This window comes from Dehalococcoidia bacterium, from assembly GCA_041649635.1.
GTDB lineage: Bacteria > Chloroflexota > Dehalococcoidia > E44-bin15 > E44-bin15 > JAYEHL01.
In genome coordinates this window covers 126,364-151,429 of record JBAZMV010000004.1, presented here as the reverse complement: position 1 = coordinate 151,429, position 25,066 = coordinate 126,364, and the positions used below count along the sequence as shown (strand labels likewise).

22 protein-coding genes are annotated in these 25,066 nt (G+C 54.9%); 7 read left to right on the top strand and 15 right to left on the bottom strand.

The window, feature by feature from the left end:
* The first annotated feature begins 158 nt into the window (after positions 1-158).
* Positions 159-1,037: a PAC2 family protein gene (locus WC562_07245; protein ID MFA5055945.1), complete on the top strand. Its 879-nt coding sequence runs from the start codon at positions 159-161 to the stop codon at positions 1,035-1,037.
* Between the two features lie 47 nt (positions 1,038-1,084).
* On the opposite strand, the gene WC562_07240 is transcribed toward WC562_07245, so the two are convergent.
* From WC562_07240 to WC562_07220, 5 genes are all read right to left on the bottom strand, one after another.
* Positions 1,085-5,281 carry a leucine-rich repeat domain-containing protein gene (locus WC562_07240; protein MFA5055944.1) on the bottom strand — a complete coding sequence of 1,399 codons (4,197 nt, stop codon included), beginning with the start codon at positions 5,279-5,281 and terminating at the stop codon, positions 1,085-1,087.
* A 156-nt stretch (positions 5,282-5,437) separates the two neighbouring features.
* Positions 5,438-5,989 carry an acetone carboxylase subunit gamma gene (locus tag WC562_07235; protein MFA5055943.1) on the bottom strand — a complete coding sequence of 184 codons (552 nt, stop codon included), beginning with the start codon at positions 5,987-5,989 and terminating at the stop codon, positions 5,438-5,440.
* 5 nt (positions 5,990-5,994) lie between these two features.
* Complete coding sequence (locus WC562_07230; GenBank protein MFA5055942.1) at positions 5,995-8,190, bottom strand: hydantoinase B/oxoprolinase family protein; 2,196 nt, start codon at positions 8,188-8,190, stop codon at positions 5,995-5,997.
* 198 nt (positions 8,191-8,388) lie between these two features.
* Positions 8,389-10,530, bottom strand: coding sequence for a hydantoinase/oxoprolinase family protein (locus WC562_07225; protein ID MFA5055941.1), 2,142 nt, complete (start codon positions 10,528-10,530; stop codon positions 8,389-8,391).
* Between the two features lie 374 nt (positions 10,531-10,904).
* Positions 10,905-11,090, bottom strand: coding sequence for a hypothetical protein (locus WC562_07220; GenBank protein MFA5055940.1), 186 nt, complete (start codon positions 11,088-11,090; stop codon positions 10,905-10,907).
* A gap of 166 nt (positions 11,091-11,256) precedes the next feature.
* Here WC562_07220 and WC562_07215 point away from each other — a divergent pair, with 166 nt between their 5' ends.
* Entirely contained in the window at positions 11,257-11,805 is a 549-nt protein-coding gene (locus WC562_07215; GenBank protein MFA5055939.1) for a nitroreductase family protein, read from the top strand.
* 201 nt (positions 11,806-12,006) lie between these two features.
* On the opposite strand, the gene WC562_07210 is transcribed toward WC562_07215, so the two are convergent.
* The 6 genes from WC562_07210 to WC562_07185 form a co-directional block, all read right to left on the bottom strand.
* On the bottom strand, positions 12,007-13,179 hold the full coding sequence (locus WC562_07210; protein ID MFA5055938.1) for a CaiB/BaiF CoA-transferase family protein: 1,173 nt from the start codon (positions 13,177-13,179) through the stop codon (positions 12,007-12,009).
* A 394-nt stretch (positions 13,180-13,573) separates the two neighbouring features.
* On the bottom strand, positions 13,574-14,695 hold the full coding sequence (locus tag WC562_07205; protein ID MFA5055937.1) for an acetoin utilization protein AcuC: 1,122 nt from the start codon (positions 14,693-14,695) through the stop codon (positions 13,574-13,576).
* Positions 14,692-15,183: a Mut7-C RNAse domain-containing protein gene (locus WC562_07200; GenBank protein ID MFA5055936.1), complete on the bottom strand. Its 492-nt coding sequence runs from the start codon at positions 15,181-15,183 to the stop codon at positions 14,692-14,694. Before WC562_07200 ends, WC562_07205 begins: the two co-directional genes overlap by 4 nt.
* Complete coding sequence (locus tag WC562_07195; GenBank protein MFA5055935.1) at positions 15,173-15,943, bottom strand: 3',5'-cyclic-nucleotide phosphodiesterase; 771 nt, start codon at positions 15,941-15,943, stop codon at positions 15,173-15,175. The genes WC562_07200 and WC562_07195 overlap by 11 nt, the downstream gene beginning before the upstream one ends.
* Positions 15,944-16,089: 146 nt before the next feature.
* Positions 16,090-16,797, bottom strand: coding sequence for a queuosine precursor transporter (locus WC562_07190; GenBank protein MFA5055934.1), 708 nt, complete (start codon positions 16,795-16,797; stop codon positions 16,090-16,092).
* A 29-nt stretch (positions 16,798-16,826) separates the two neighbouring features.
* Complete coding sequence (locus WC562_07185) at positions 16,827-17,771, bottom strand: magnesium transporter CorA family protein (GenBank protein MFA5055933.1); 945 nt, start codon at positions 17,769-17,771, stop codon at positions 16,827-16,829.
* Between the two features lie 322 nt (positions 17,772-18,093).
* On the opposite strand from WC562_07185, the gene WC562_07180 reads away from it, so the two are divergent.
* The 5 genes from WC562_07180 to WC562_07160 all read left to right on the top strand — a co-directional run bounded on the left by WC562_07180 (position 18,094) and on the right by WC562_07160 (position 21,141).
* On the top strand, positions 18,094-18,303 hold the full coding sequence (locus WC562_07180; protein ID MFA5055932.1) for a 4Fe-4S binding protein: 210 nt from the start codon (positions 18,094-18,096) through the stop codon (positions 18,301-18,303).
* Positions 18,296-19,372 (top strand): 3-methyl-2-oxobutanoate dehydrogenase subunit VorB, encoded by a 1,077-nt coding sequence (locus tag WC562_07175; protein ID MFA5055931.1) that lies wholly within the window; start codon positions 18,296-18,298, stop codon positions 19,370-19,372. Before WC562_07180 ends, WC562_07175 begins: the two co-directional genes overlap by 8 nt.
* The gene (locus tag WC562_07170; protein MFA5055930.1) at positions 19,369-20,124 is read left to right on the top strand and encodes a thiamine pyrophosphate-dependent enzyme; all 756 of its coding nucleotides are present in this window, start codon (positions 19,369-19,371) and stop codon (positions 20,122-20,124) included. Before WC562_07175 ends, WC562_07170 begins: the two co-directional genes overlap by 4 nt.
* Positions 20,114-20,644: a 2-oxoacid:acceptor oxidoreductase family protein gene (locus WC562_07165; protein MFA5055929.1), complete on the top strand. Its 531-nt coding sequence runs from the start codon at positions 20,114-20,116 to the stop codon at positions 20,642-20,644. Before WC562_07170 ends, WC562_07165 begins: the two co-directional genes overlap by 11 nt.
* A 68-nt stretch (positions 20,645-20,712) precedes the next feature.
* Positions 20,713-21,141: an amino acid-binding protein gene (locus WC562_07160; GenBank protein ID MFA5055928.1), complete on the top strand. Its 429-nt coding sequence runs from the start codon at positions 20,713-20,715 to the stop codon at positions 21,139-21,141.
* Between the two features lie 24 nt (positions 21,142-21,165).
* On the opposite strand, the gene WC562_07155 is transcribed toward WC562_07160, so the two are convergent.
* From WC562_07155 to WC562_07140, 4 genes are all read right to left on the bottom strand, one after another.
* Positions 21,166-22,263 carry an ATP-dependent 6-phosphofructokinase gene (locus WC562_07155; protein ID MFA5055927.1) on the bottom strand — a complete coding sequence of 366 codons (1,098 nt, stop codon included), beginning with the start codon at positions 22,261-22,263 and terminating at the stop codon, positions 21,166-21,168.
* Between the two features lie 146 nt (positions 22,264-22,409).
* Positions 22,410-23,033, bottom strand: a complete 624-nt coding sequence (locus WC562_07150) for a response regulator transcription factor (protein MFA5055926.1) — start codon at positions 23,031-23,033, stop codon at positions 22,410-22,412.
* A 79-nt stretch (positions 23,034-23,112) separates the two neighbouring features.
* Positions 23,113-23,712 (bottom strand): response regulator, encoded by a 600-nt coding sequence (locus WC562_07145; protein ID MFA5055925.1) that lies wholly within the window; start codon positions 23,710-23,712, stop codon positions 23,113-23,115.
* Between the two features lie 58 nt (positions 23,713-23,770).
* Positions 23,771-24,991 carry an acetate kinase gene (locus WC562_07140; protein ID MFA5055924.1) on the bottom strand — a complete coding sequence of 407 codons (1,221 nt, stop codon included), beginning with the start codon at positions 24,989-24,991 and terminating at the stop codon, positions 23,771-23,773.
* Positions 24,992-25,066 lie beyond the last annotated feature (75 nt).

Sequence of the window (25,066 nt, the reverse complement as noted above, 5' to 3'; positions counted from 1 at the left end):
TCGATATAAAGAGGTGCCCCGATATATCGGGGCCGGGATTGTGGGGCCGTAGGGGCTTGATTAATCAAGCCCTTACCTGATTGCCAACGTATGGGGGATACAGGGGGTTGAGGCTCCCCTGGTCAGAATTCTTGTAATGGAGCATTAACGTGCCAGAGATGGAAGAGATCATATATTTCAAAGAGCCGAAGCTTCGGGATCCGTACCTCATCGCGGCCTGGCCCGGCATGGGTGGCGTGGCCATAATCGCGGCCAAGTATCTCATCGAGAAGCTGAATGCTGAAGAGCTCGGTTTCATCTCGCCGGAGGAGTTCTTCGATCTGAACGGCGTATTTGTTCAGAACAGCGTGGTTAAGGAGTTCCAGTTCCCGGAAAACAAATTCTACTTCGCAGAGGGCAAAGGATCCAGGGATTGGATCATCTTCACGGGAGAGGCACAGCCAGCCGCCAACGGCTACCTGCTGGCCAACTTCGTCCTAGATATCGCCGAGAAGTTCGAGGTAAAGCGGGTGCATACCTTTGCCGCCGCCCCGACACATATCCATCACACTAAGAAACCAAAGGTCTCGGCCGCCGTGACCAGCAGCGAGTTACTCGCTGAACTGGCACTGTACAATGTCAACCAACTTAAAGAGGGGAGCATAAGCGGCATGAACGGCCTGCTCCTGGGAGCGGCCAAGCACAGGAACATCGAAGGCATCTGCCTGCTGGGCGAGATTCCAATTTATACCACCCACGTCGCCAATCCGCGTTCCTCCAAGGCCGTGCTTGAAGTGCTGACCCAGATTTCGGACCTGGAGATCGACCTTGCCGACATGGACAAGTGGGCGCAAGATTCCGATAAGCAGATAGAGGATAAGATAAATCAGTTGAAGGACTCTTTCGGGGATGAGGCCAGCGGGCTCATCGACTATTTCCAGCGTCTTGCCGAGCAGACCGCCGGGGAGGACCAGCTGCCCGAGCATCCCAGCGACGAGTTGCTGCAGGACATTGAGCGCTTCCTTAAGGACCAGGGAGAACAGAAGGACGGGCATTAGCTGTTAATCCGTATAGGGCGTGTCGCGATGTATCCCCGTGTTGGTTGCTACCATACCGCGCTTAGCTTGATGTAATCCACATTCATGTCTTGGTCGGCATTATTCAAGTTCGCCAGTATATACATATAGCCGTCGCCGTCGATATAATCCGCGTACACCTTACCCCAGGCTGTCCACGCCGTGTAAGATTCGATATTTGTAGTCATAGAAAAGTCGCTGCCGATCTGCCGCCATGAGCCGGAATCGAAGTTCCAAGCCCATAGCTGAAGAGCATCGCCGTCTGTCTCCGCCGAGCCGTTGAGCGTAACCCCTATGCTGGTTATTGCACCCGGGTTCTCATACAGTGTGAACTTACATTGTAGCGCGGAGTAGAGACCGGGCGTTCCTGTGATAGTATATACGTTGCCGTTGGTGGTGGCGATGTTGTTGTATTCCGTGTCGCCGGCTTCGGTCCATCCGGATTCGTTATCGAAGTGGTCGACAGGAGAGACTGAATCAATCGTTTTGCTCTTGGCCCACTTGTTGGAGCCCACGCCGTGTAGGAAGTCATAGGAGGATTCATACTTGTTCACTATAGGTTGTTTGTTAAAGAGCATTAGTCTGAGGTAAGAGTAATCCCCGATAGAAAGCGTACCGTCTTGATCTACGTCACCGCCAGGGTTGAAGGGCTGTTTATTGAAGAGCATTAGTCTGAGGTAAGAGTAATCCCCGATGGAGAGCGCACCATCCTGGTCAGCATCGCCATAGAAGTCGCTCGGAGGTACAGGCTCAAGCTCCAGCTTCATCTCAAACTGGAAGTCGATACGGATCCCCACCAACCTTATTCCCAGACAGTCGCCGGTTCCCGTGGCGGTGATGGTGCCGTTTGTCCCTGCGTAAGGGGCAACACCACCTTCTTCCGCAAACGGCACGCCCTCGCTTGACATGGTAGCTCCGTCCATTTTTGGATTAATAGGTATGTGTGCAACGTTGGTGGTATTGCCCGTTGTAAAGGTCATGCCGAAGGGCAGTTCTCCGCTTTGTCCAACAGAGGTGTTGAAGTCGCCGACCAGCGTCATAGGGATGAGCATGGAGCCTGCGACGTCCATCGTTCCATCGCCGATTGTGTCTATCTGAACGGGCGTCCTGCCGGAAACGCTATCGGAAGAGACATCCACATCACCGATGTTATCATCGACGTACAGAATACCCGATGCGTCGCTATCAAGCCTTATTGAGAGATTCATATCAATGCCGGTCATAACATTCTCAACCGTGATATTCTCCATGTACCAGCTGTCCTGAGGAATGACGACAAGCCTGCCGCCATTATTAGCTTCCTTGCAGAACTTGAAGGTCATATATCCGCCGTGTTCCTCAGAGAGCGGGACTATCTTCTTAACAGGTGTAATCCCGGCGGCCGAATAATTCATGGTTATCTGTCCGCCCACTATCCTGTATTGGACGTCCCATGAGTCGCAGGAAGGCGCGGGATGTATATATTCATCCGCCCCCATGTCCACAGTGCCCCATACCGGCAGGATGCGCGGATCGCCTTCATAGTCCAGACTCGGAAGGGACGGCGCAGAGTTGCTGCCGGCGTCGATGCACGGCGAGCCTGTGCTCAGATGGAAGTCGCCCGTTGCCGCGTCCATGAAGAGAGGGTCGGAGTTGATGTTGCCTGTTCCAGAGTAGCCGCCCTGCACATTGCTGTAGGTAACAATAGGTGCACCTGTGCCGTAATTAGCAATTTCATTGGGCGAATCATACCACAGGATACAGTTAGTAATTGTGGGCGAGGAGCCACTATTATGTATTACACCGCCGCCGCCGTCGTTGGCCGAATTGCCCCAGAAAACACAGTTCGTAATTATGGGCGAGGACTTATCGTTAGCCATTCCTCCGCCATAGCTTTCACAATAATCAGAGCTTGCGGCATTGTTCTGAAAAATACAGTTCGTAATTGTGGGTGAGGAGACGTTATTGTACATCCCTCCACCATTGCTAAAACAAACAGAGCCTGCGACATTGTTCTGAAAAATACAGTTCGTAATCGTGGGTGAGGAGGCGTCATTGTACATTCCTCCACCATTCACGTAAGTCTTGTGACCTACCGAGTTATCCCTGAAGATGCAGTTGGTGATTGTAGGTGAGGCGTTATAGTTGTACATCCCTCCACCTAATCTATAAAACGATTCATCAGTACCGCTGCCGTTGGTTAAGGTAAATCCCTCAAGCTTTGTGGTATTACCGCAATTGATCGCCGTAACAACGGAGCCGTTCTGCATTCCATCTATGATTGTTGAGTTCATATCCGCGCCGAGCAGCTCAACCCCATCCTTAAGCACAATATTCTCATAGTATATTCCCTCCGCCACGTGCACCGTTGAGCCGGACACGGCATCTATGCCGTCCTGGATACTTGCAAAATGGTCGCAGCCCCAGCCTGGAGTTGAGGCATCAAAGTCATCGTCCACCCATGCCTCCGAGATCGGAGCTCTAGCCTCTACAGTTATCGGTGTTGTGCTCTGTATGTCGCTGCCATTTACCGCTGCGGTTATAGTTATATTGTGGGCAACACCGTCTCCAATAGCAAGAAAAACAAACATGCTACTGATTGTGCCACTTTGCAGTGTCAGCTCCACTTGAGCCAGGTCGACCTCGCCCTCGAAATCATCTATTGAAACGTTATAGGTTAGGTAAGGGTTAACCACTACTTGGAAACCATGGTCAGGGAATTCCTCCGAATCATGCATTGCAATGCTCTCGTTATCCAGATAGAACAGGCTTTCGGTAACTATCCCATCCGCCGACGATATTGAGGAGCCGTTGAGCCTGGACCCTTCCTCGTTTATTTCAATATAGACATATGTATCCTCTCCGGCACAGGGATTGTTTATTTTCTCCGCGGGGTCATAGATGCTGAAACCGGACATATTCGCTGAAGCGTTGGTGATATTCAACGTTTGAGGCGAGTAATAAACAGTAACGCCTCGATCCTTAAGGGCAGGAATGTATGTATTTATTGAGGCGGCGCTTAGCGGGTTGGCTCCAAGTACAACATAGTCGCCGGAGTCAAGTCCGCTATTGTTCACCAAGGGCTGGATATCCACTATTTGATTCGCTCTGAGCTCGAGACCGTGAATACTAACGAGGCCTGAGAGCGGACTTATATTGTTTATATCATTGTTGTTAAGAAACAGGGTTTGCAGACTGGCGAAACCGGATAATGCAGATATGTCGCTTATATTATTATCGGAAAGCAGAAGGGTTTGCAGGTCGGTGAGCCCGGACAGCGCGCTGATATTGCCTATCTGGTTATCCTGAAAGTCAAGGTATTGCATATTGCTAAGACCGGACAGAGCATTGACATCGCTTATCTGATTGTCATTGATATTAAGGGTCTGCAGACTATTAAGCCCTGATAGCGCAGAGATATTGTCTATCTGGTTGTTTCCAAGTGAAAGATCTTGCAGGTTGCTAAGACTCGATATCATTATGATATCGCTCAGTTGATTATTCCCAAGGTAAAGCCCCTGCAGGCTGGTGAAATCTGACAGCGCACTTATATTACTTATTTGATTGTTCCCAAGGTCGAGGAATTGCAGATTGGTAATCACCGGGAGTGAGCTTATATTGGTCAGTCCGTTATCCCCAAGGTAAAGCCATTGCAGGTTAGTTAAGCTCGATAGCACAGATAGGTTGCTTACCTGGTTGCTCCCGAGATATAGCTTTTGGAGGTTAGTTAGACCTGACAAGGAAGAGATATCGGCAATTTGATTCTCTTCAGCACACAGCCACTGCAGGTTAGTAAGGCCTGATAGAGGGCTGATATCGCTTATATTGGTACTATCAATAAAAAGTTGATGCAGATTAATTAATCCTGACAGCATACTGATATTGCCTATCTGATTATTATTAAGGGATAGCTCCTGTAAACTATAGAGGCTTGACAGCGTACTGATATTGTTTATCTGATTGTTAGAAAGGTAGAGGGTGCTCAGGTTAGTGCAGTGTTCAAGGCCGGTCAAATCACTGATATTCATAACTTGGGCATCTAAATATGTAAGCCCATCCAAATCCGATTGATATATATCGCCTGTCGACTTGTTTATGGTTGTCCGAATCGCTGCATCAAGGCCGGGATCGGGGAAGGTGATGACGGGATCATCTGCTGATACCTGTAGAGGACTGCCGGTAAATACCGCGATGCAAGAACCTACTATAATAGCGGCTAGCAGTAAAACAACCAACAGCCTCTTCATATCAATTGCCTTTTGGGGTTATAGAGCAGCACTCCAATTGTGGACAGTATAGCCTGTAGTTGTAAAAAGGTCAATCAATGAAGGTTAAAATTACTTAAAAAAAGAGAGGCGCGTCGTGATACGACGCGCCTCTTGAAGTCGACTTTTAATATGATGCTACTCTCTTCCCCACCCCTTAGTCACCTCCGGACTCAGGTCCTTGAATTCGAACTTCTTCTCGTCCGGAAGCGGCCGCCCCAGCCACTCGCGGTAGAAGGCGTCGATATCGGGCAGGGCGTCGAAGATGATTGGATATCCCACGGGGACGCTCTCGACTTTGAGCAGTGCGGCGCAGCCGGGGCAATAGTATTCGCGCACCTCGTTCAGTTTGGGGTCGGGGCAGCGTATGCCGGGGTAGATCTCGCCCAGCTTTTTGGCATCGTCGCGGGAATATATCAGGCTCTCCAGCTTCCAGTTTTTACGCCAGTCGCCAAACTCGTGCCCGCAATCGCACTTGACGATGCGCTCGCCGCCTTTCTGCACTATGTACAGGTGCTCTCCCAGCGGCATCAGTATACGCTCCGGCCATGAGACCCGCTCCTGCAGTATCTGGATGTACTTATCGAAACGGTCGTCATCCTTGGGACGGCTCATTATCTCCTTGACCTTGTACCAGGGAAGCGTCCCGTCGAACATCTCTTTCAGATCGTTTATCTCGTATGACATCATAAACCTCACATACCGTAATCTTCCGGCAGCGCCCAGAAATCCTTGAACTCCCGCGTGAATCCGGGGCTCATCTTCATACTGCTCTGGTACATCTCGATGAGCATCGGATCGAGGTCGCGCGCAAGCACCCGCTGCCTCTGCTGTTGCCACCATTCTTTTACCGGGACGCCGCGCTTGAGGCGCTGCTGCCGCTTCGACTTGCGCAGCCTCTGCGTTGCCTTATCGTCGATACTCCATTCTTTCGAAGTTTCGTCGAAGCCCGCCGAAACGCAGTACATGTTCTTTGCGATCTCCTGCGTGGCCAGGAAGTTGTCCAGGTCGGCCTTCACCGACTCGGGCTTCCTCTCGATAGGGTCTCCCAGCCCGCCGGCGGCGCCGTTTATCGTTATGAGACAGTCCCAGTCCTTTATCTCCATCGGCGGCAGCGTATAGTCCACCTTTCGCATCTCGCCGGGGAAGTCCTTGCCGAACTCCTTGGGATGGCCGAATTCTTGAAGCAGCGGCTGCCGCCTGGCGATGACATCCTTGATATCGTCATAGCGCGCGAAGAATGTGCTCCGCTTGCCGCCGGGATAGCCGCCGAACATGCCCAGGTTGGGGATCAGGCGGTCGTGCGAGCAGCCCACGGCCCCGGAGCCTATAGCCTGGCTGCTGCCGTTCATGATATAGACCTGGGAGATCGCCATCCCGGAGCGGAACTTTCCGTAGCCTATAGAGTACGGCTCGTAGCGCCGCGCGCCCTCAAGGTAGGGCACGAACATCTCCCATATCTCGGCGTTGCCCATGTCCGTCTCCGGCGTAGCAACCCATCCCGAGTTCTCCACCCCGTCGCACACGCCGGTGGCGCCCGGCCCGAAGTTGCCCAGCGGCGAGAGCATCAGCGGGCGCTTGATGCCGTACTGGTCGTAGCCGTACATCTGCCATCCCGCAGAAGACCGCAGGTTGAACATCTCCTCGCGGAAGCCGCGGAAATAGTAGGCCGAGCTGAGCATACCGTACCACAGCCCGAAGATATCGAGCAGCGGGGCCCACAGCGTCGATGTCGCCAGCCGCCGCAGCTCGGCCGGGTTCATTATCGTATTGAGAGGCGCGTTGATCTCGCAGGGAAGGAGCGACCCGAGGTTGGCACGCCCGTCGTAGCACAGCGTCTGCACCAGCGTCACCGAGAAGGCGCCCCATATCGATGCCGGATAGGCGTTGAAGGGATGCCAGCCCCACTCTCCGGCGCCATCGAAATCAAGTATCAGCTTACCCTCCGGCGTGATGTTCATCTCGATGGGCACCAGGCGCATGAAATCCTTGCGCGCGGGAACCCAGGTCACCGGCTGGTCTTTCATGTAATATTCCAGCGGGACGACGTCGCGGTAGCGGCCGGGCACCGTCCTCTGCTTGATGCGCGCGATCTGATTGCGCCGCTCCTCCTCGATGAGCTCGCGCATGGCCCGTTTGAAATAGTCGACGCCGAACTCTTTGATGAGGCTCTTTATCTCCTCGCGCACGCGGATGTTGGCGGCGATGGCGCCCTTGCGGTCGAGCAGGAAGATATCCGGCATATCGAGGCTCATCTCGATCTTGACCTCGAAGTCGCGCCTCAGCCTGTCGTTGGAGCCGATCTTCTCGCCGCACCAGCGCAGGCCGTCGGTCGATCTCTCAACGTTAGCCGTGGGCATGCAGCCCGGGCTCACCGCGCCGATATCGACCTCCATGATAACGGTCGAGACCCAGGCGACGAGCTCGCCGTCGACAAATATCGGTAGAATATCATAAACATCGGCGGGGTGCATGGCGCCCATGACGCTGTCGTTGCAGAGGAACAGGTCGCCGTCGGCGATGCCGACCTCTCCCTCCCAGTTGTTCCTGATCATCCACTTGATGTTCTCGCCCATGCAGCGCACGTGCACCTGGATGCCCGTCGACTGCGCCACGCTGTCGCCCTCCGGCGTGTACAGCCCGATGCACAGCTCGGCCACCTCGCGCACGAAGGGCGAGCCTGAGATCATGCGTGTGGTCTCGCGCCCCGAGATCAACGCAGACATTACCCGCGAGTGGAAGATCTCGTAGCGGATGGGATCGTCCTTCATTAAATTCGGCTTTTCGATGCCATGATAGCAGCCGGTCTCTTTGTACAGCCGGTCGCCCTCGTTCAACATATTAATAAGGGTCGCGCCCTTCTCACCTATTCCCTTGTTCGTCGTCTGCATCTATCTCTCCTCGAGTGTCGAAATAACGTTCAACCCCCTGATATCCCCCAGTCTTGGGGGATATTTAAGAAAATAGGGGACACCCCTAAAACCCCGTCAGGAGAGACTTCTCTCCTGTACCTCTCTTTATCGATTTGTCATTCCGGCGAAAATCGGAATCCATAGCGGGCGAGGCGACCTCGCCCCTACAAGTCGGTTCTACGTCAGCCACAAGATGGACCATTCATCCATGCGCACGTGACGGCCCGGCGGAACGAAGAACGTGGTTGCCGGGGCTTCGATCACGGCCGCGCCGTCGATCTCGTTGCCCGGTTTTAATTTATCCATATCGTAGATAGTGGCCGACTGCCACTTCCCGTCGATATAAACCTCTCGTTTCCCTTTGACAGCGTCGCTCGACGGCACCTTCCCCTCCAGAGGTCGTTTCACCAGCTTCGGTTTTATCTTGGGCACGGTCACCGTCAGCCCCAGCTCCGTTATCTGATAGCCGGCGCGCTCGTGTTTGGCCACGCCGGCGTAAACCTTCTCGTATATCCTCTCGAACGCGGCGATGAGGTCGTCCACATCCTTGGGGCTGTTGAGCCGCGGCGTCGGCGAGGGCACCTCGATATCCTCCATCTGGCCGCGGTAACACATATAGGCGATCGTTTGAAGTTTCGCCTTGTCCCAGGGCAGACCCTCGGCGGCCAGGTCGGCGGCGGCCTCCTTCTCCAATTCATCCCAGCCGGCGTTGATAATACCGGCCATCATCATCTTCCAGCCGTCATCGGCGCCGTACGGTATCAGCGCGCCCGTCGATTTCTGATAGCGATGGCCCAGATCGACGCAGGCGGCGCCGAAGGAGGAGAAGGCCGCGGCCCAGGGAACGGTGGCCACGCCCTTGAAGGGCATGCCTTCGCTGTATCCGGCCAGGTGCATGGGGCCCGCGCCGCCGTAGTTAAGCAGGCAGTAGTCGGCGGGGGAGTAGCCGCGCGTCAGCAGCACCATGCGTATATGCTCCTTCATGGCGCTGTTAATCAGTTTATAAACGCCCTCGGCGAGATAGTACGGGTCGACGCCCAGGACATCGGAGCACGTCGCTTTGATGCGATCCAGGGCGTGCTGCTTGTCCAGCTTCATCTTGCCGCCTAGATAATTATCGGGATTAAGGATACCCATGATAAGGCAGCAGTCCATTACCGTGGGCGTCTCGTTGCCCATGTTGTAACACACCGGGCCGGGGTCGGCTCCGGCGCTGTCCGGGCCCAGGGTTATTCGCCGGGTGATGGGATCGATGGTTACATACATGCCGGTGCCCGCGCCTATCGAATCCATGACCAGCGTCGGGATATTGAACAGCCGGCGCGTGATGACCACCTCTCGGTCCATTATCGGCTCGCCGTGCCGTATCAGCCCCACATCGAAGCTTGTGCCGCCCATGTCGGAGCAGACCCAGTTATCGATGCCCAGCGTGTTCGCCAGGTAGCGCGCCCCGAGCAGGCCGCCGATGGGCCCGGAGAAACAGGCCTCGTGCAGCCTGGGGTAGCGGATGTTGGCCACGCCGCCGTGCGACAGCACTATCTGGAGCGGATTCTTATAACCCTTGCCCTTGAGCATCGTCTCGATCTTGAATAACTGCTCGCGCCCCGGGTCCACAGCCAGTGCATGCAGCGCCACCGTATTCAGGCGGCTCTGCTCGCGCATGATGGGCGCGATCTTGTGCGAAAGATATATCGGAATGTCGACGCCGCGTTCCTTCAGTATCTCGGCGACGATCTCGCTCACGCGCAACTCGTGTGCCGGATTCATGTAAGAGAACCAGAGGCACACAGCGATGCCCTCGGCGCCCTCGTCCAGCAGCTCGGTCACGGCCTTACGCACGTCGTCCTCGTACAGCGATATGGCCTCAAAACCGAACATATTGATGCGGCCGGTGACGCCCTTGGTCATGCGGCGCGAGACCAGCGGGCGGTTGTGGCGATGCGTTACGTGGTGCAAAACGTCCTGGTAAGAGTATCCGGCCCAGGTCTGGCGGCTGCGCTCGTGCAGAAATACATCCTCATCCCCCCGTTGCGTTACCACGCCTATCTTCCTGCCGGTCTCGGTGAGAAGGGCGTTGAGCATAGCCGTGCCCGCGTATACGACGGCATCGACGGCGGGAAGTATTTGAGCCGCTTCTTTATTAAAATCGACGCCCCAGTATTCGAAGGCATCGCTTAAAGATTCAAAGAAACCCAGAGATTGGTCGTGCGGCGTGGTCGCGGCCTTGCCTATGGAGAAGCTGCCCTCGCTGTCCACGACGATCATGTCGGTCATGGTGCCGCCGGCGTCGCTGGCGATTATTTCAACCTTGTTAACCATTGATCCTCCTCGCGGAATTGAACTAAAAGACTATGCTTGAATTGACCCTATGCGGTCGATTGGACAAACCGTATAAAGTATATCCGATGGGATTGTACATCTCAAGACATGAGCGATTTTTCGATCGCCTCGCGCGTTCCGTCATTCACGTCCTGTCATTGCGAGTCCTTCCGCGAAACTCACTCTGTGGACGGACGAAGCAACCTCACGCTTTTCCCGTACCGCAAGAAAAGAGATTGCCACGGCGTCCTTCCATGATAGAGCTATATGGAAGTACTTCTCGCAATGACGATAAGGTGGCGCAACAGCGCTAATTGAAGGAAACGGGGGAATTATACGCAGTATCGAGCTAGGGTCGAAGTGGGGATTAGCGGCTAGGACTCTTCCTCCTGGTCGATTTTTTCAAGGTCGATGCGGTGTTTCATTATCTTCATATTGCAGCGGTGATACTCGCTGCACCACTCCTGGCACTGATTCGCATATTCTTCTTCGGTGTAGGCGCAGTTACAGAACTCGCAAACGTGATATACCTTGCCGCTTTTTTCTACCTGTTTCACCATGTCTCTCTCCTGTTCCCATCCGCGACCGTCGATGGATTGAGCAATTATACGGCCAATTCAGGCGGGACGCAATACACAAGTAATATTGATACTGCTTTGGCGGGTTTAAAAATCGGATTCGAATTGGTTATAATCTGATGGTGATTCTATCAGAGGAAGGTGATTTATGGAATTGATGGAAGCGATAAAAGGAAGGCGCAGCGTTCGCAAATACAAACCGGATGCCATCAACGATAAAGACCTGGAGACGATACTGGAAGCCGCGCGCTGGGCGCCGTCCTGGGCCAACACGCAGTGCGCGCGATGGATAGTGGTCAGGGATCGCGAGACTAAGCTGAAGCTGGCCGAGACGTTGTCGTCCACAAACCCCGCCGCCGAGGCTATACGCACCGTCCCCGTGGTGCTGGCGCTCTGCGCCGAGACGGGCCGGGCCGGCATCAAGAAGGGGGAGGCCGTCACGGACAAGGGGGACTGGTTCATGTTCGACGCCGCGCTGGCGGCGCAGAACCTCACGCTGATGGCGCATGCGCTGGGGCTGGGCACCGTGAACATAGGTTATTTCGACGCAAAGAAGGCGGAGCAGATACTTCAGATGCCGGCCAACGTTCGAGTTGTCGAGCTTATCCCTATGGGCTATCCCGATGAACAGCCTAGAGGTCCCGGCCGCAAGGAATTAAGCGAGATTGTTTTCCACGAAAAGTACGGGCAGAGGTAGGGATTTAAGACAATTTTGCCCGAACCCCCTGTCTGTCCCCCATACGTTGGTCACAGGGGAGGGGCGACCCTCGTGGTCGCCCACAGCGGGCAGGCACAAGGCCTGCCCGTACAGGACACCCCAATCCTTCCATATAACTCAATATCATGGAAGGACCAGCCACGATGAATCGGGGCACCTCTCTTGAAATCTCTCGGCGGTCTAACCAACAGCGCCGGTCTGCCGCAATTCCTTGATTTGATCGTCGCTGTAGCCTATTTCATGCAGGATCTCATCCGTATGCTGCCCGAAGCTGGTGGCCCAGTTCCTCACCTCCACCGGGGAGTCGGACAGCTTGTGCATCGAGCCGATCTGTTTGAGACGGCCCACAACAGGGTGCTCTGATTCCAGGATCATGCGCCGCGCGACCAGCTGCGGGTCGGATTCCAACTCGTCGATGTCGAGCACCGGCGTGAAGCACGTCTCCTGATACATCAGCAGTTGCACCCATTCATCGCGGTTCCTGGACTTAAATTTAGCTTCAAAGAATTCAAACATCTCGTCCCGCTTGGCGCCCTCATCGAACTGATAGGGTATGAATTCCTCGCAGTCGAGCAGTTTGCATAGTGTTGCAAAGAACTTCGGCTCCAGCGTGGCGATGGCGACGTATTTCTCATCCTTCGTCTCGTAGACAAAGTACCAGGGATACTTCCCGTTCCAGATGGTCTCGCCTCTGCGCGGGACAACATCGTGCTTGTACAAATAAGGGTTGCTCTGTACCGATGTCACTTCCGTTATCGCGTCTGTAATTGAGACGTCCAGGAACTGACCCTGCCCGCTCCGCTCCCGCGCCAGCAGCGCCGCCAGGATGCTGATGCCAGCCGACATGCCCCCGGACCAGTCGGCGACAACCGTGCCCGGAATAGAGGGCTTACCGCCCTTAGGCCCGGTAAGGCTTAACAAACCGCTGATGGATATGTAGTTCAGTTCGTGCCCGACCAGGTCGCGGTAGGGGCCGTCCTGCCCATAGCCTGACAGCGACACGTACACGATTCGCGGATTGATCCCTTTGAGCGTGTCGTAATCAATGCCCAGGCGCTTGACCACGCCCGGACGGAAGCCCTCCATAATAACGTCAGCGCTCCTGACCATGTCCATGAAGACCTCTTTGCCGGCGTTGCTCTTGAGGTTTACGCTGAATGTGCGGCAATTGCGCAGGCCGGGCCACTGATTAAACACCATCATGGCCAGAGCTCCCTCAGCCTGGTTGACGTCGGAAACCCTGATAACATCGGCGCCCAGGTCGCTCAGCATCTCAGTGCAGAAAGCGCCGGGGCCTATCCAGCACATGTTCAGTATCTTTATTCCATCAAGGGCTAATTTCGTTTGTTCCATACTGACTCCTCTTGAAATATGCCGCCGCTAATTATATAACATTGCCCTGCATGACTGCAGCACTTTAGAAAGCGGGTCCTAAAATTGATTGTGGAGAATTAGTGTGATTAGGATGAATAGCATCTCTCATTGTCGAAGCATGAGGCGGTCGATTATCCGAACCCCCTGTTAGTCCCCCATACGTTGGTCACCAGGTAGGGGCGACCCTCGTGGTCGCCCACAATGGGCAGACACGCAGGTCTGCCCCTACGGGACACCCCTAATCCTTCTATATATCTCAAATATCATGGAAAGACCGGCCCCGATGAATCGGGGCACCTCTTTTTACCCCGTGTCATTGCCCGACTTGATCGGGCAATCCAGATGTAGGGGCGAGGTCATCTCGCCCTAAGTGCTATTTCAGTCCGTGGATGGGGAAGACGTTGTGTTTGATATCATCCACGCCAAGTTTGGCGAACTGGCGAGCCATCGTTAACATATCCTCGTCGACATGGGGCTTGTCGCCATCGCGCAGTTTCTTGATCCCGTACTTATCGCGGAAATCCGCCGGTATCTCGTCCGGCCACTCGCGCTCGAGCATGACGCCGTAGGCCAGCGTCCACAGCCTGATGACCGCGTCCATATCATAGCCGCCACCACCCAGCGCCACCCACTTGTTCGACAGTTGCCCCAGTTCCCTGACCAGGCTGGTATACCCGTCGGTCGTGAGCATGAAGTCGGTCAGGGGGTCCATATAGTAGGTGTCGCAGCCGAGTTGCGTCACGAGCACGTCCGGCTTGAACGCCTTTATAAGGGGCGGCACGATCTCCCTGAAAGCCCAGAGATAGATATCGTCGTCCGTCTTCGGGAAAAGAGGCAGGTTGACGCTGTATCCCTTGCCCAGGTTTCGTCCGATTTCATCCGTTTCGCCTGTGCCCGGAAAAAGGTATCTTCCAGATTCGTGCATCGATATGGTGAGAACCTCGTTGCTGTCATAGAAGGCATGCTGCACGCCGTCGCCGTGATGCGCATCGATGTCGACGTAGGCCACGCGATAGCCCCGGTTGACCAGGTGTTTTATGGTTATGGCGGCGTCGTTGAAAGTACAGAACCCGGAGGCGCGCGACGGCATGGCATGGTGCAGTCCGCCGGAGATATTGAAGGCCACATCGGCTTTGCCTCTGATCACGAGGTCCGCGGCGGTCAGGGATGCTCCCACCACAAGCGCAGACGCCTCATACATCCCGTTGTAGGGAGGGTTGTCGCCGTAGTGGCTGATATTGTATTCAAGCAGCGCGTCCCTGCGGTCGACGCCGTTGCCGATGTCGAGGACGGCGGACACGTAATCGGGATTATGGAAAAGTATCAGGTCGGTTTCCTCGGCCGTCCTGGGCTTCACCGGTTTAGAGCCGTCGAACGCGCCGTAACTGTTGAGCAGCTCATAGGTAAGCTGAAGGCGGCTGGGCTTGAAAACGTGGTCATCGCGAAGGACGTGCGCCGACATCAGCTTATCATATACAAATGCTGCCTTTCTCATGCTTCATCCTCCATCAGTATTCCTAGAACTTTACTCATATGTTCCCAGTGGGTTCCACGCCAGTATATCCTGCCGCAGCCTGGACACTGGTAATACTGGGACTGCGTTTTAAAAACGTATGGCGGAACCAGGTCGCGCACCTCGTCCTTGCTCCTCGGCGCGAGCGGCACGTTGCACTCCAGACAGAGCGTGAACTCGCGTTCCCTGTCCAGCTTCATCTCCGCTATCACCATACGCATCTGTTTCTTCGGATCGTCCTCCGTGGTAAGCAGTGCTTTTACCTTGCCGCTGGCGACGGCTCGCCTGAGCATAAGCTGAGTATCTTTGGTCAGCAACACACGCCCTTCTTTTAAACCGATGTCTACGAGTTCTCCGTCGTCAATATCGCTTGCGAATATGGTATCATAGCCCAGCATCCGCAGCCACCGTGCCAGCTTCCCCACATTGGCGTCGACGATAAACTTCGGTCGCGGCTCATTAGATGACAACTCTCATACCCTCGTATCCGCAGGTGATCTCGGTGCCCAGTTCCTCTGCGACGCGGGATATCTCCTTTTGAATCTCGTCCTCCAGGTGCGGGCTGATGTGGACGGCGATTACGGGCGGTATATATCTGTGTATCCTCTTGAAGGCTAGCAATTCCTCTTTCAAAAGTCTGGGTGTGAGATGTCCCGATTCCCTGGCCATGCTCTCGTACATATCGGGCACTGTGACCTCGGTCACGATGAGCCTGGGTGACAGGCTCTGCCATGTCGACTCAGCGAGCCTATGCGTGTCGCCGGTGTACACAAAGCTCTTTCCATCAACGCCGGCGATCTGGTATCCCGCCACCGGGACGCCGTGGTTCGCCAGGAAAGGCGTGATCGAATAGCCGCCTATCGAGAAGGCCTTGCCAGGCGCGATGGGGTGGAATTTGAACGCGGGCTTATCGGGGGAGGGCCTGGACGTGAAGTCCGGGTACATTACGCCATTGAGGATGTTGCTCAAGATAGTTTGCAGAGAAGACTCCAGTCCGTATACAGGCAGCGGTCCGGCCGTCCAGAAGTTCATGCCGAGCGTGGCCAGGTCCCGGACGTGGTCGAAGTGGTGGTGCGTGATGAGAACGGCCTTGAGGCGATGCTGCTCCTCGATAGAAAGCGCCGATGTCAGGCCGCCGGCATCGATGGCGAGGACGCCGTCGACCAGCAGGCAGGTGAGTCTGGCGCTCTCTGATTCGCAGTTATGGGCTCCAAGTATCTCAAGTTCCATAAGGTTTATACAACTTCCTCTTATTGTCGGGTGGAGCTATTCTCCGAACCCCCTGTTAATCCCCCATACGTTGGTTGACGGGTAGGGGCAGGGCTTGCCCTGCCCGATAGAAGGGCGCAGTCCTTCCCAGGAAGGAGCGCCCCTACCTATTGTTCGCTAGCTTTGCGCCTGGTCAGCAGGCTGAAAGGGAACACCAGAAACGGATTGAAGTTGGTCTTATAGTCGTATGTGTCAATATTTTCTTTTCTCTTCAGGTAACCCACGATCCAATATGTGAACGGTGTCGCCAATGCTTCATATGCTGTCTTTATCAGCCAGTGGTACAGGATGAGCATCGGATCGAACGATGCGGTGCCGACGAAAGCGACAACGATAAACACTACCGAATCGAGTCCCTGCCCTACTATGGTAGAGCCTATGGTTCGCGTCCAGAGCCAGCGCCCCTTTGTCGCTATCTTAAGCTTGGCCAGTACGAATGAGTTGGCAAATTCGCCGACAAGGTATGCAACGAAGGAGGCAGCGACTATTCTCGGCACGAATCCAAGTATCGTGTTGTACGCTTGCTGGTTTTCCCAGAAGGGCGCTGAGGGGAGCAAACCTCCAAGCCAGATGAAAAGCACCGCAATGGCATTGCAGAAGAATCCGAGCCAGATTACCTTTCTCGCCATTCGGTAGCCGTATACCTCGGTGAGGATGTCGCCGAATATGTAGCTTACAGGGAAGACGATGATTGCGGCGGGAAGGAAGATTCCACCGAACTGGATAATCTTAACTGCTATTATGTTCGCCGTAATAAGACAGGTGATGAAGACGGCGCTGACTATTATGAAGCGGTGAGAGTATTTGGATTCCAACGAGTTTTTCCTCAAGACTTTCGATAAGGCTATATCCAGTGCCGATAGCGGAAGTAAATTATCATAGAAGCCGATACCGTTATCGTGACAAGTATTATTATGAGGAAAGCCCACGGGCTATCCTGCAGGGGCAGTGGCACGTTCATGCTGTAGAGCCCCTGTATTACCAGCATGGGCAGGATGATAGTTCCCAGCAGAGTGAGTATCTTTATCACCTGGTTCGTGCGATGGGAGAACAGGGAATCGCTGGTGGCGTTGAGCCCTTCCACCACCTCGTCGTATTCATCCAGGGTCTCGGTTATCTTGCCGATATGGTCTCCGATGTCGCCGAAATAAACGTCCAGGTCCTCTTTCAGGAAGGTATAGTCCTTTATCTCCAGCGATTTAAGGATGGTGCGCTGCGGGCGGATGATGCGCCGGGTTGACATGATGTCGCGGCGAAGTATAGATATCTCGCGCACCGAATCCTTGTCGGGGTTGCTGAACAGCTTTTCCTCGAGTTCCTCCGCGTTGCTTATTATCTTGCGGACGATAGGAAAGCAGTAGTCGACAAGTCGGTCCAGTATGCGATAGAGAAGATATCCCGTGCTGCGCGACATGTTTTCATCCCGTGCCGGTTCGTTCTTCTGACAATCGTTAAACAGGTGAGATAGGGGTTTGAGGGCGCCCGTGTGCACGGTCACCAGCAGGTCGGCGGCAATGAATATCGAAACCTGGCTGGGAACGGTAACCAGAGTTTTCTTATCGTAGACCGGGAAGTGCACCACTATGAAGAGGTAATTTTCATGTTCGTCTATCTTGGGACGCTCCGTCCGGGACAGGCAGTCCTCCAACTCCAACGGGTGGAAGAGATAATTCTTGGCAAGGTAATGCATGTCCCTGCCGGAGGGCTTCTCTACGTTAACCCACGTAATCTTCCCCCATTTCAGGGTCTCGATATGCAGTTCAGCGGGGCGCGGAGCGTTAACGTTCATGGCTCATCAATCTGTTTCCCAATTTTAGCATAATCATCGATATTGATAATAGTAAGCTTTTTGAAGTAAATATCCAACCCCCTTTGCTATCCAATTTTAGGATGATGGTGTAGGGGCGAGGTTATCTCGCCCGCTCGTTGTATTAGTGGATCTTATATTTTCGGCATGCCGCGGGGATATTTACCGAACCCCCTGAGATAATCCCCCAGACGTTGGTTATAGGGTAGGGGCGAAAGATTTTCCGCCCCTACACGCTACTACTCCCTACCCGTGCGAGAGCTTGCATCACGGGCGGCTTTAACTATACAATAGACATCTAATTATGAAAGGCTATATAGAGATAGACCGGGAATACTGCAAGGGCTGCGAGCTTTGCGTACTGTTCTGCCCTAAGGACATTATCAGCCTCTCTGATGAACTGAACGCCAACGGCTACAGATTCGCGGCGTGTGTAAAGGGCGGCGAATGCAGCGGCTGCGCTATATGCGCCCTGGTCTGTCCCGAGGCGGCGATAGAGGTATACCGTGACTAAAGTGCTCATGGACGGCAACAGCGCCATAGGCGAGGCGGCGATAAGGGCCGGCTGCCAGTGCTACTTTGGCTATCCCATCACGCCGCAGAACGAGCTCACCGAGTACATGGCGGCGCATCTCGGCCGTAAGAAGGGCTGCACCTTCATCCAGGCCGAGAGCGAGCTTGCCGCTATAAATATGGTCTTCGGCGCCAGCCTGGCCGGGGTGCGGACCATGACCTCATCCTCAAGCCCTGGCATCAGCCTGAAGCAGGAGGGCATCTCCTACCTGGCGGCCTGCGAGCTGCCCGCGGTCATCGTCAACATGTCGCGCGGCGGGCCGGGCCTTGGCAGCATAGCGGCGGCGCAGTCGGACTACCATCAGGCTACGCGCGGCGGCGGGCACGGCGATTACCGCACTATAGTGCTCGGCCCTTCATCAGTGCAGGAGCTGGCGGACATGACGCATAAAGCGTTCGATCTCGCCGACAAGTACAGGGTGCCGGTTATGATACTGGGCGACGGGGTGCTGGGCCAGATGATGGAGCCCGTGGAATTCAAGTATGAGGCGTCAAAGGATCTGCCGGTGCGCGAGGACGCCCTGCGCGGGGCCAAAGGCCGTCCCAGCCGTATCGTAAAAACATTTACATCGAACCCGGCGTCGCTTGAAGAACTCAACTGGAGCCTGTTCCGGCGCTACGAGATAATAAAGCGCGACGAGGTAGCGTACGACGCCTTTATGATCGACGATGCGAAGCTCGTCGTAATCGCCTTCGGCATAGCCGCGCGCATAGCCAGGGGCGCGATAAAAAACGCCCGTAAAGAGGGGCTCAAGGTGGGCATGCTGCGCCCGATAACGCTGTGGCCGTTCCCGTCCGAAGCCATCGCTTCGCTGGCTAAAAAGAAGAAGCATTTCCTTGATATAGAGATGAACATGGGGCAGATGCTGGAGGATGTGAAGCTGGCTCTGAACGGTTCTGCCGAAGTCTCGTTCTACGGGCGCACCGGCGGCGTGATACCCACGCCCGCCGAGTTGCAGCGCGCCATCGCGCGAGTCTACTACCAGAAGGGACTTAAGGGTAAGAAATGAATAAGGTGTATTCGCGCCCGGCGTCGCTTAAGAAGGCGGTATTTCATTACTGTCCCGGCTGCGGGCATTCCGTTGTGCACCGCATCATCGCCGAGATCATCGATGAGATGAACCTGCGGGACAAGGCCGTCGGCATACCGCCTCCGGGATGCGCTGTGTTCACCTATAACTATCTCGATATCGATATGGCGGAGTCGGCGCACGGACGCGGCGCGGCTGTCGCCACAGGGTTGAAACGGGCCAGCCCGGAGACGTTCGTTTTCACCTACCAGGGCGACGGCGACCTGGCGGCCATCGGAACGGCTGAGACGATACATGCGGCCAACCGCGGCGAGAACATCACCGCCATTTTCATCAACAACGCTGTTTACGGCATGACGGGCGGACAGATGGCCCCGACCACGCTGTCGGGGCAGAAGACGACGACGACGCCCCTTGGCCGCGAGGGCAGGCTCGAAGGATATCCCGTAAAGATGAGCGAGATGCTGGCGCTGGTGAAGGGCGCGGCCTACATCGAGCGCGTCGCCGTGAGCACACCGGCGAACATAAAGAAGGTCAAGAAGGCAATACGCAAGGCGTTCCAGACCCAGCTCGACGGCCAGGGCTTTTCTATGGTGGAGATACTCTCTCCCTGTCCCACCAACTGGAAGATGAGCCCCGCCGAGAGCTGGAAGTGGATCGATGAGGTCATGTCCAAGGAGTTCCCTCTCGGCATAATTCTCGACAGGACGGGTAAGCAGGATGCTGGTTAAGACGCTGATATCAGGTTTCGGCGGCCAAGGCGTCATCTCCATGGGGCTGACGCTGGCGCAGGCGGCCATGGCCGAAGGCAGGCATGTGACCTACCTGCCGTCCTACGGCGCCGAGGTGCGCGGCGGCACGGCCAACTGCACCGTGGCTATATCAAATGAGGAGATCGCGTCGCCTATAGCGTCGTCTCCGGATTTCGTCATCGCCATGAACCGCCCCTCGCTGACCAGGTTTCAGAACCAGATAAAAGCGGGCGGCGTGCTCTTCCTTAACTCGTCGCTGATACAGGATAATACGTCGCGCGATGACGTAGAAGTCGTTCGTGTCGCCGCGGACGCCATCGCCAAGGAGCTGGGCAGCGCCAAATCGGCCAACATGGTCATGCTGGGCGCTTACATCAAGAAGAGCGGCATCGTGTCGCTGGAAGGAATCATCGAGGGTCTTAAGATCGGCCTGAAGAATAAAACCAAGCTCATCGCCGTCAACGAAAAGGCGATCAACGCGGGATATAATTCGATTTAATCGTAGGGGCAATTCATGAATTGCCCCTACACGACGGTTGAAATATCGGGGTATCAGGGGGTCGGAAGATGGTAAAACAAATATCAATAACACTGGACAACGTGCCCGGCACTTTTCTGGGCATAAGCGAGTGCCTGGGCGATGAGGGCATAAACATAAGAGCAATCTCCGTGGCCGACACATCAAAGAGCAGCACTGTCAGGTTCGTCACCGACGACCCAGTGAAAACAGCCAACGTCCTCAAGAGCAACGGCTACAAGACCCATATCGACGAGGTCATCGCTTTCGAGATCCCGGACCACCCCGGAGGAATGCGCGCCGTGCTCAAGCCACTCAAGAATGCCAAGATAAACGTTCACTATTTCTACCCGTTCCTGGGCCGCGGCGAGGACTGGCAGCCCATCGTAATCCTTGGAGTTGATAAGACAGAGGCGGCGTTGGAGATACTGCACAAGAACTGGATTCATACCTTCGGGGAAGAGATTTACAGCTTATAGAACGACCGTATATAAATCATTCGCTTATAACCGGTCGCCGAAACAGGTACCTACCGACCGGGCCGCTTTTATCAGCGGGTCATCCAGCGGAACGAGCTTCCTGCCCCTGGCAACTTCCTTCAACGGTACATCGACGAGCGAGCCGTTCTGAATCCCCACCATATAGCCGTACTTCTTATCTTTCACCATATCGACGGCCCTGGTGCCGAGCCTTGTCGCCAGCACCCTGTCGAAGGACGTCGGCGTGCCACCCCTCTGCAGGTGCCCCATGACAACAGCGCGCGTCTCCAGGCCCGTGGCTTTCTCGATCTGGGATCCCAGAACGAATCCGATGCCGCCAAGGCGAATTGGGTCGGTGCTCTCTTTGACCACCCTTCGCACCACAATGTCCCCACCCTTGGGCTTGGCCCCTTCGGAGACGACCACAATCGTGAATCTCTTGCCGAGTTTGCTTCTTTGCAGGACCTTCTTAGCCACGATATCGATGTCGTACGGTATCTCCGGGATGAGAATAATATCGCCGCCGCCTGCGCTGCCCGCGTGCAGGGCGATCCACCCGGCGTAGCGACCCATGACCTCAAGGATCATGACGCGGTGGTGCGACTGTGCCGTCGTGTGCAGCCTGTCGATGCCTTCGGTGTTGATAGAAACGGCGGTATCGAAGCCGAAGGTGATATCTGTGCCCAGCAGGTCGTTATCTATCGTCTTCGGGATGCCGACGACGGGAAGGCCGTCCCTGAAGAGCCTGTCGGCTATCGACAACGTTCCGTCGCCGCCTATACATACAAGGCATTCCACATTCAACTTCTTAAGGTTGTCTATGGCCGCCCGCGACACGTCTTTGAATTTCATCTGTTTCCCTGACTTTACGGGATATCGATACGGATTGGCTGTGTTCGATGTCCCCAGTATTGTGCCCCCCAGCGTGACTATTCCCGAAACATCGCCGTACTCAAGCTTTCGGAAGCGGTTTTCGATCATGCCCTCGTAGCCGTCCTCGATGCCGATGACCTCCATTTTGTGTTCCAATATGACTTTCTTGGCAACCGCCCGGATTACTGCATTGGTAGCTGGGCAGTCTCCTCCTCCTGTGATAATAGCGATGCTTTTGTTCTTAACCATCAGCGGATCTCCAACTTTGTATCGTTATTTAGGCTTAGTAGGGGCAGGGCTTGCCCTGCCCGATAGAAGGGCGCAGCAAGCGGCGCCCCTACGGGACATCCCCAGTTCCCCCGTCAGGAGATTCATATCCTGCACCTCTCTAATTCTTAAAACACCTCGCCGCAATTGAGACAGGCGAAATGCGCAGAGAACCAGTGCCCGTCGGAGCGAGAAGTATCCGGAGTAAGAACCAACTGCCTCTCCCTCCCGCAGGACTTGCATACCAGCAGCCTGGTAGTGCCGATATCTTTCGCAAGCTCCAGCATATCACCCCTATCTCCTTTAACAAAGACATTGTAGGACTTAGCATATTCCTTTACTTCTTCCTTTACTTGCTCCTTTATCTCCGGCGGCGCAAGCAATGTCCGTATTTTTTCCAGAACTTCACTAGGTGTATTGGAGCCTTTAATCGCGTAGCCGTTGGCCCCCAGGTCTATGGCTTTTTGTATATGCCTCTGTTCTCCCATCACCGAAAGGACGAGAATAATCGTATCCTTTGTCCCGGCGTCATCCCGGATGCTCTTCAGCACTTCAAACCCCGGGAGCTTTGGCAGGATAATGTCCAGCAGGACAACATCGGGCTTTTCGATTCTTACCATGGCCAAACCCTGCTCGCCATCTTCGGCGGTAACCACCGTATACCCCTCAGCCACAAGCATATCTGAATAAGTTTGTCTTAATGCGCTGTCGTCTTCTATTAAGAGTATCTTATAGTTACCGGTGGAGCTCATTTCTCCTCCTTTGCGAAGATAAACAGGCAGATTTTTAGGGCAGCTTTATCCGTTACTTTATAGTGAAAACGCCTCTGCGTTAGAATTTCCTTCCGCATACCGGGCATGAAAAATGTGCGGAGAACCAATGCGCGTCGGAGCGCGCATAATCCGGGGTAAGAACCAGCTGCATCTCCTCATTACAGACCGCACATGTGAACGGCTTGGACCAGCCTACATTACCGCGTAGCTTTGACACGTCGCCCCTGTTGTCCTTGACGAAGAGATTATACACGTCGGCCTGCTGTTTTGCGCCGGGCTGTGTAAGCAATGTCTGGAGCTTCCCTAATATTTCATTTGGTTTATAAAAACCCTTAACCGTGTAGTCGTTAGCGCCCAACTCCAGGCCTTTTTTTATTTGAGTCTGTTCTCCCAGCACGGACATTATGAGAACTATGGTGTCCTTGATCTCGTCGTCAGCCCGGATGCTCTTCAGCACCTCGAATCCGGGGAGCTTGGGCAGTATAAGGTCCAGCAAAACCACATCGGGCTTTTCAGTTCTGACCATGGCCAGCCCCTGCTCGCCGTCCTCGGCGGTAACCACCGTATACCCCTCAGCCACAAGCACATCTGTATACGTGCGTCTGAATCCGCTATCATCTTCTATGAGAAGTATCTTTCCTTTGCCTACAGCGCTCATTCTATCCTCCTCTGCTACGGTAGCCTGCTGTCAAGAAACAATATCCGTTTATACATATTCACTTCTCATCTGCTGTTCGCTTTATACAGTCCATCGTGTCGCGGGCGATGACTGATGCCTCGTCGACGGGAATAACAAATGCCTTGATATCGGAACCGCCGGCGCTGATGCACCGTTCTACGGCGACCGCTTCCTCATTGCTTTTATTGTCGAGCTTCAGTCCGCACCATTCCATTCCTTCCAGGATGCGCGCCCTGACCGAGAGCGCGAACTCGCCGATGCCGCCCCCGAAGATTACCGCGTCGGCCCCGCCCAGTGCGGCCAGGTAGGAGCCGATGTACTTGCGCACACGGTAACAGAAGATGTCGATGGCCAGAGCCGCGGCGGCGACTCCTTTTTCCTCGTCCCTCAGCAGTTCGCGCATGTCGCGCCATTTGCCTGAGATGCCAAGCAGGCCGGACTTCTTGTTGAGCAAATCCTCCACCTGGTCGCAGCTGATATTCTCGCATCGCGCTATATAGTTAACCAGCGACGGGTCTATATCTCCGCTGCGAGTACCCATGACCAGACCCTCCAGCGGGGTGAATCCCATGGAGGTATCGATGGGGCGTCCTCCCTGTATGGCCGCCGCCGAGCAGCCGTTGCCCAGCTGGAGCGTTATCAGCTTCAGCGATTCCGGCGGCATGCCCGCGATGGCGGCGTAGCGCTCGCTCATGTAGCGATGGGCCAGGCCGTGGAACCCGTATCGCCGTATGCCGTGCCTGTCCGCCAGGTCATACGGTATGGCGTAGCGCCAGGCGCGCTCCGGCATTGAGCGGTGAAAGGCCGTATCGAAGACCGCTACATGAGGGACGGCGGGATTTACTCTTGCCCTCATGGCCTTCATCGTAATCAGCGAAGGCTCGTTGTGCAGGGGCGCCAGACTGCTCACATCCTCTATCGCCTTAATCACATCGTCGTCGATGAGTACGGGATCTATGAAACGGTTTCCTCCGTGCACCACCCTGTGTCCGATGGCGGTGGGTTTTCCGGAGGTCGTGAGTCCGTTCTGCGCCATCAGGTACATCACCTTTTTCGTGGCGTCGCTGTGATCGGTCAGTTTCACTTTTTTTATGATCTGCACGTCCGATGAGGATGTGAAGCTGATGGCCCCGCCAAAGCCGATGCCGGCCGCGATGCCGTGGGCTATGCGCCGGTCTATGCCGTTCGGTTTGTCGCTGAAATGGAAAAGGTCGAATTTAATTGTTGAGCTTCCGCAGTTTATGGCTAGAACTCTCATGTCGCTCCCTATTTAAAAAATCCGGGGATCAACCCCCTGTATCCCCTTACGTTGATCGCCGGGTAGGGGCGAACC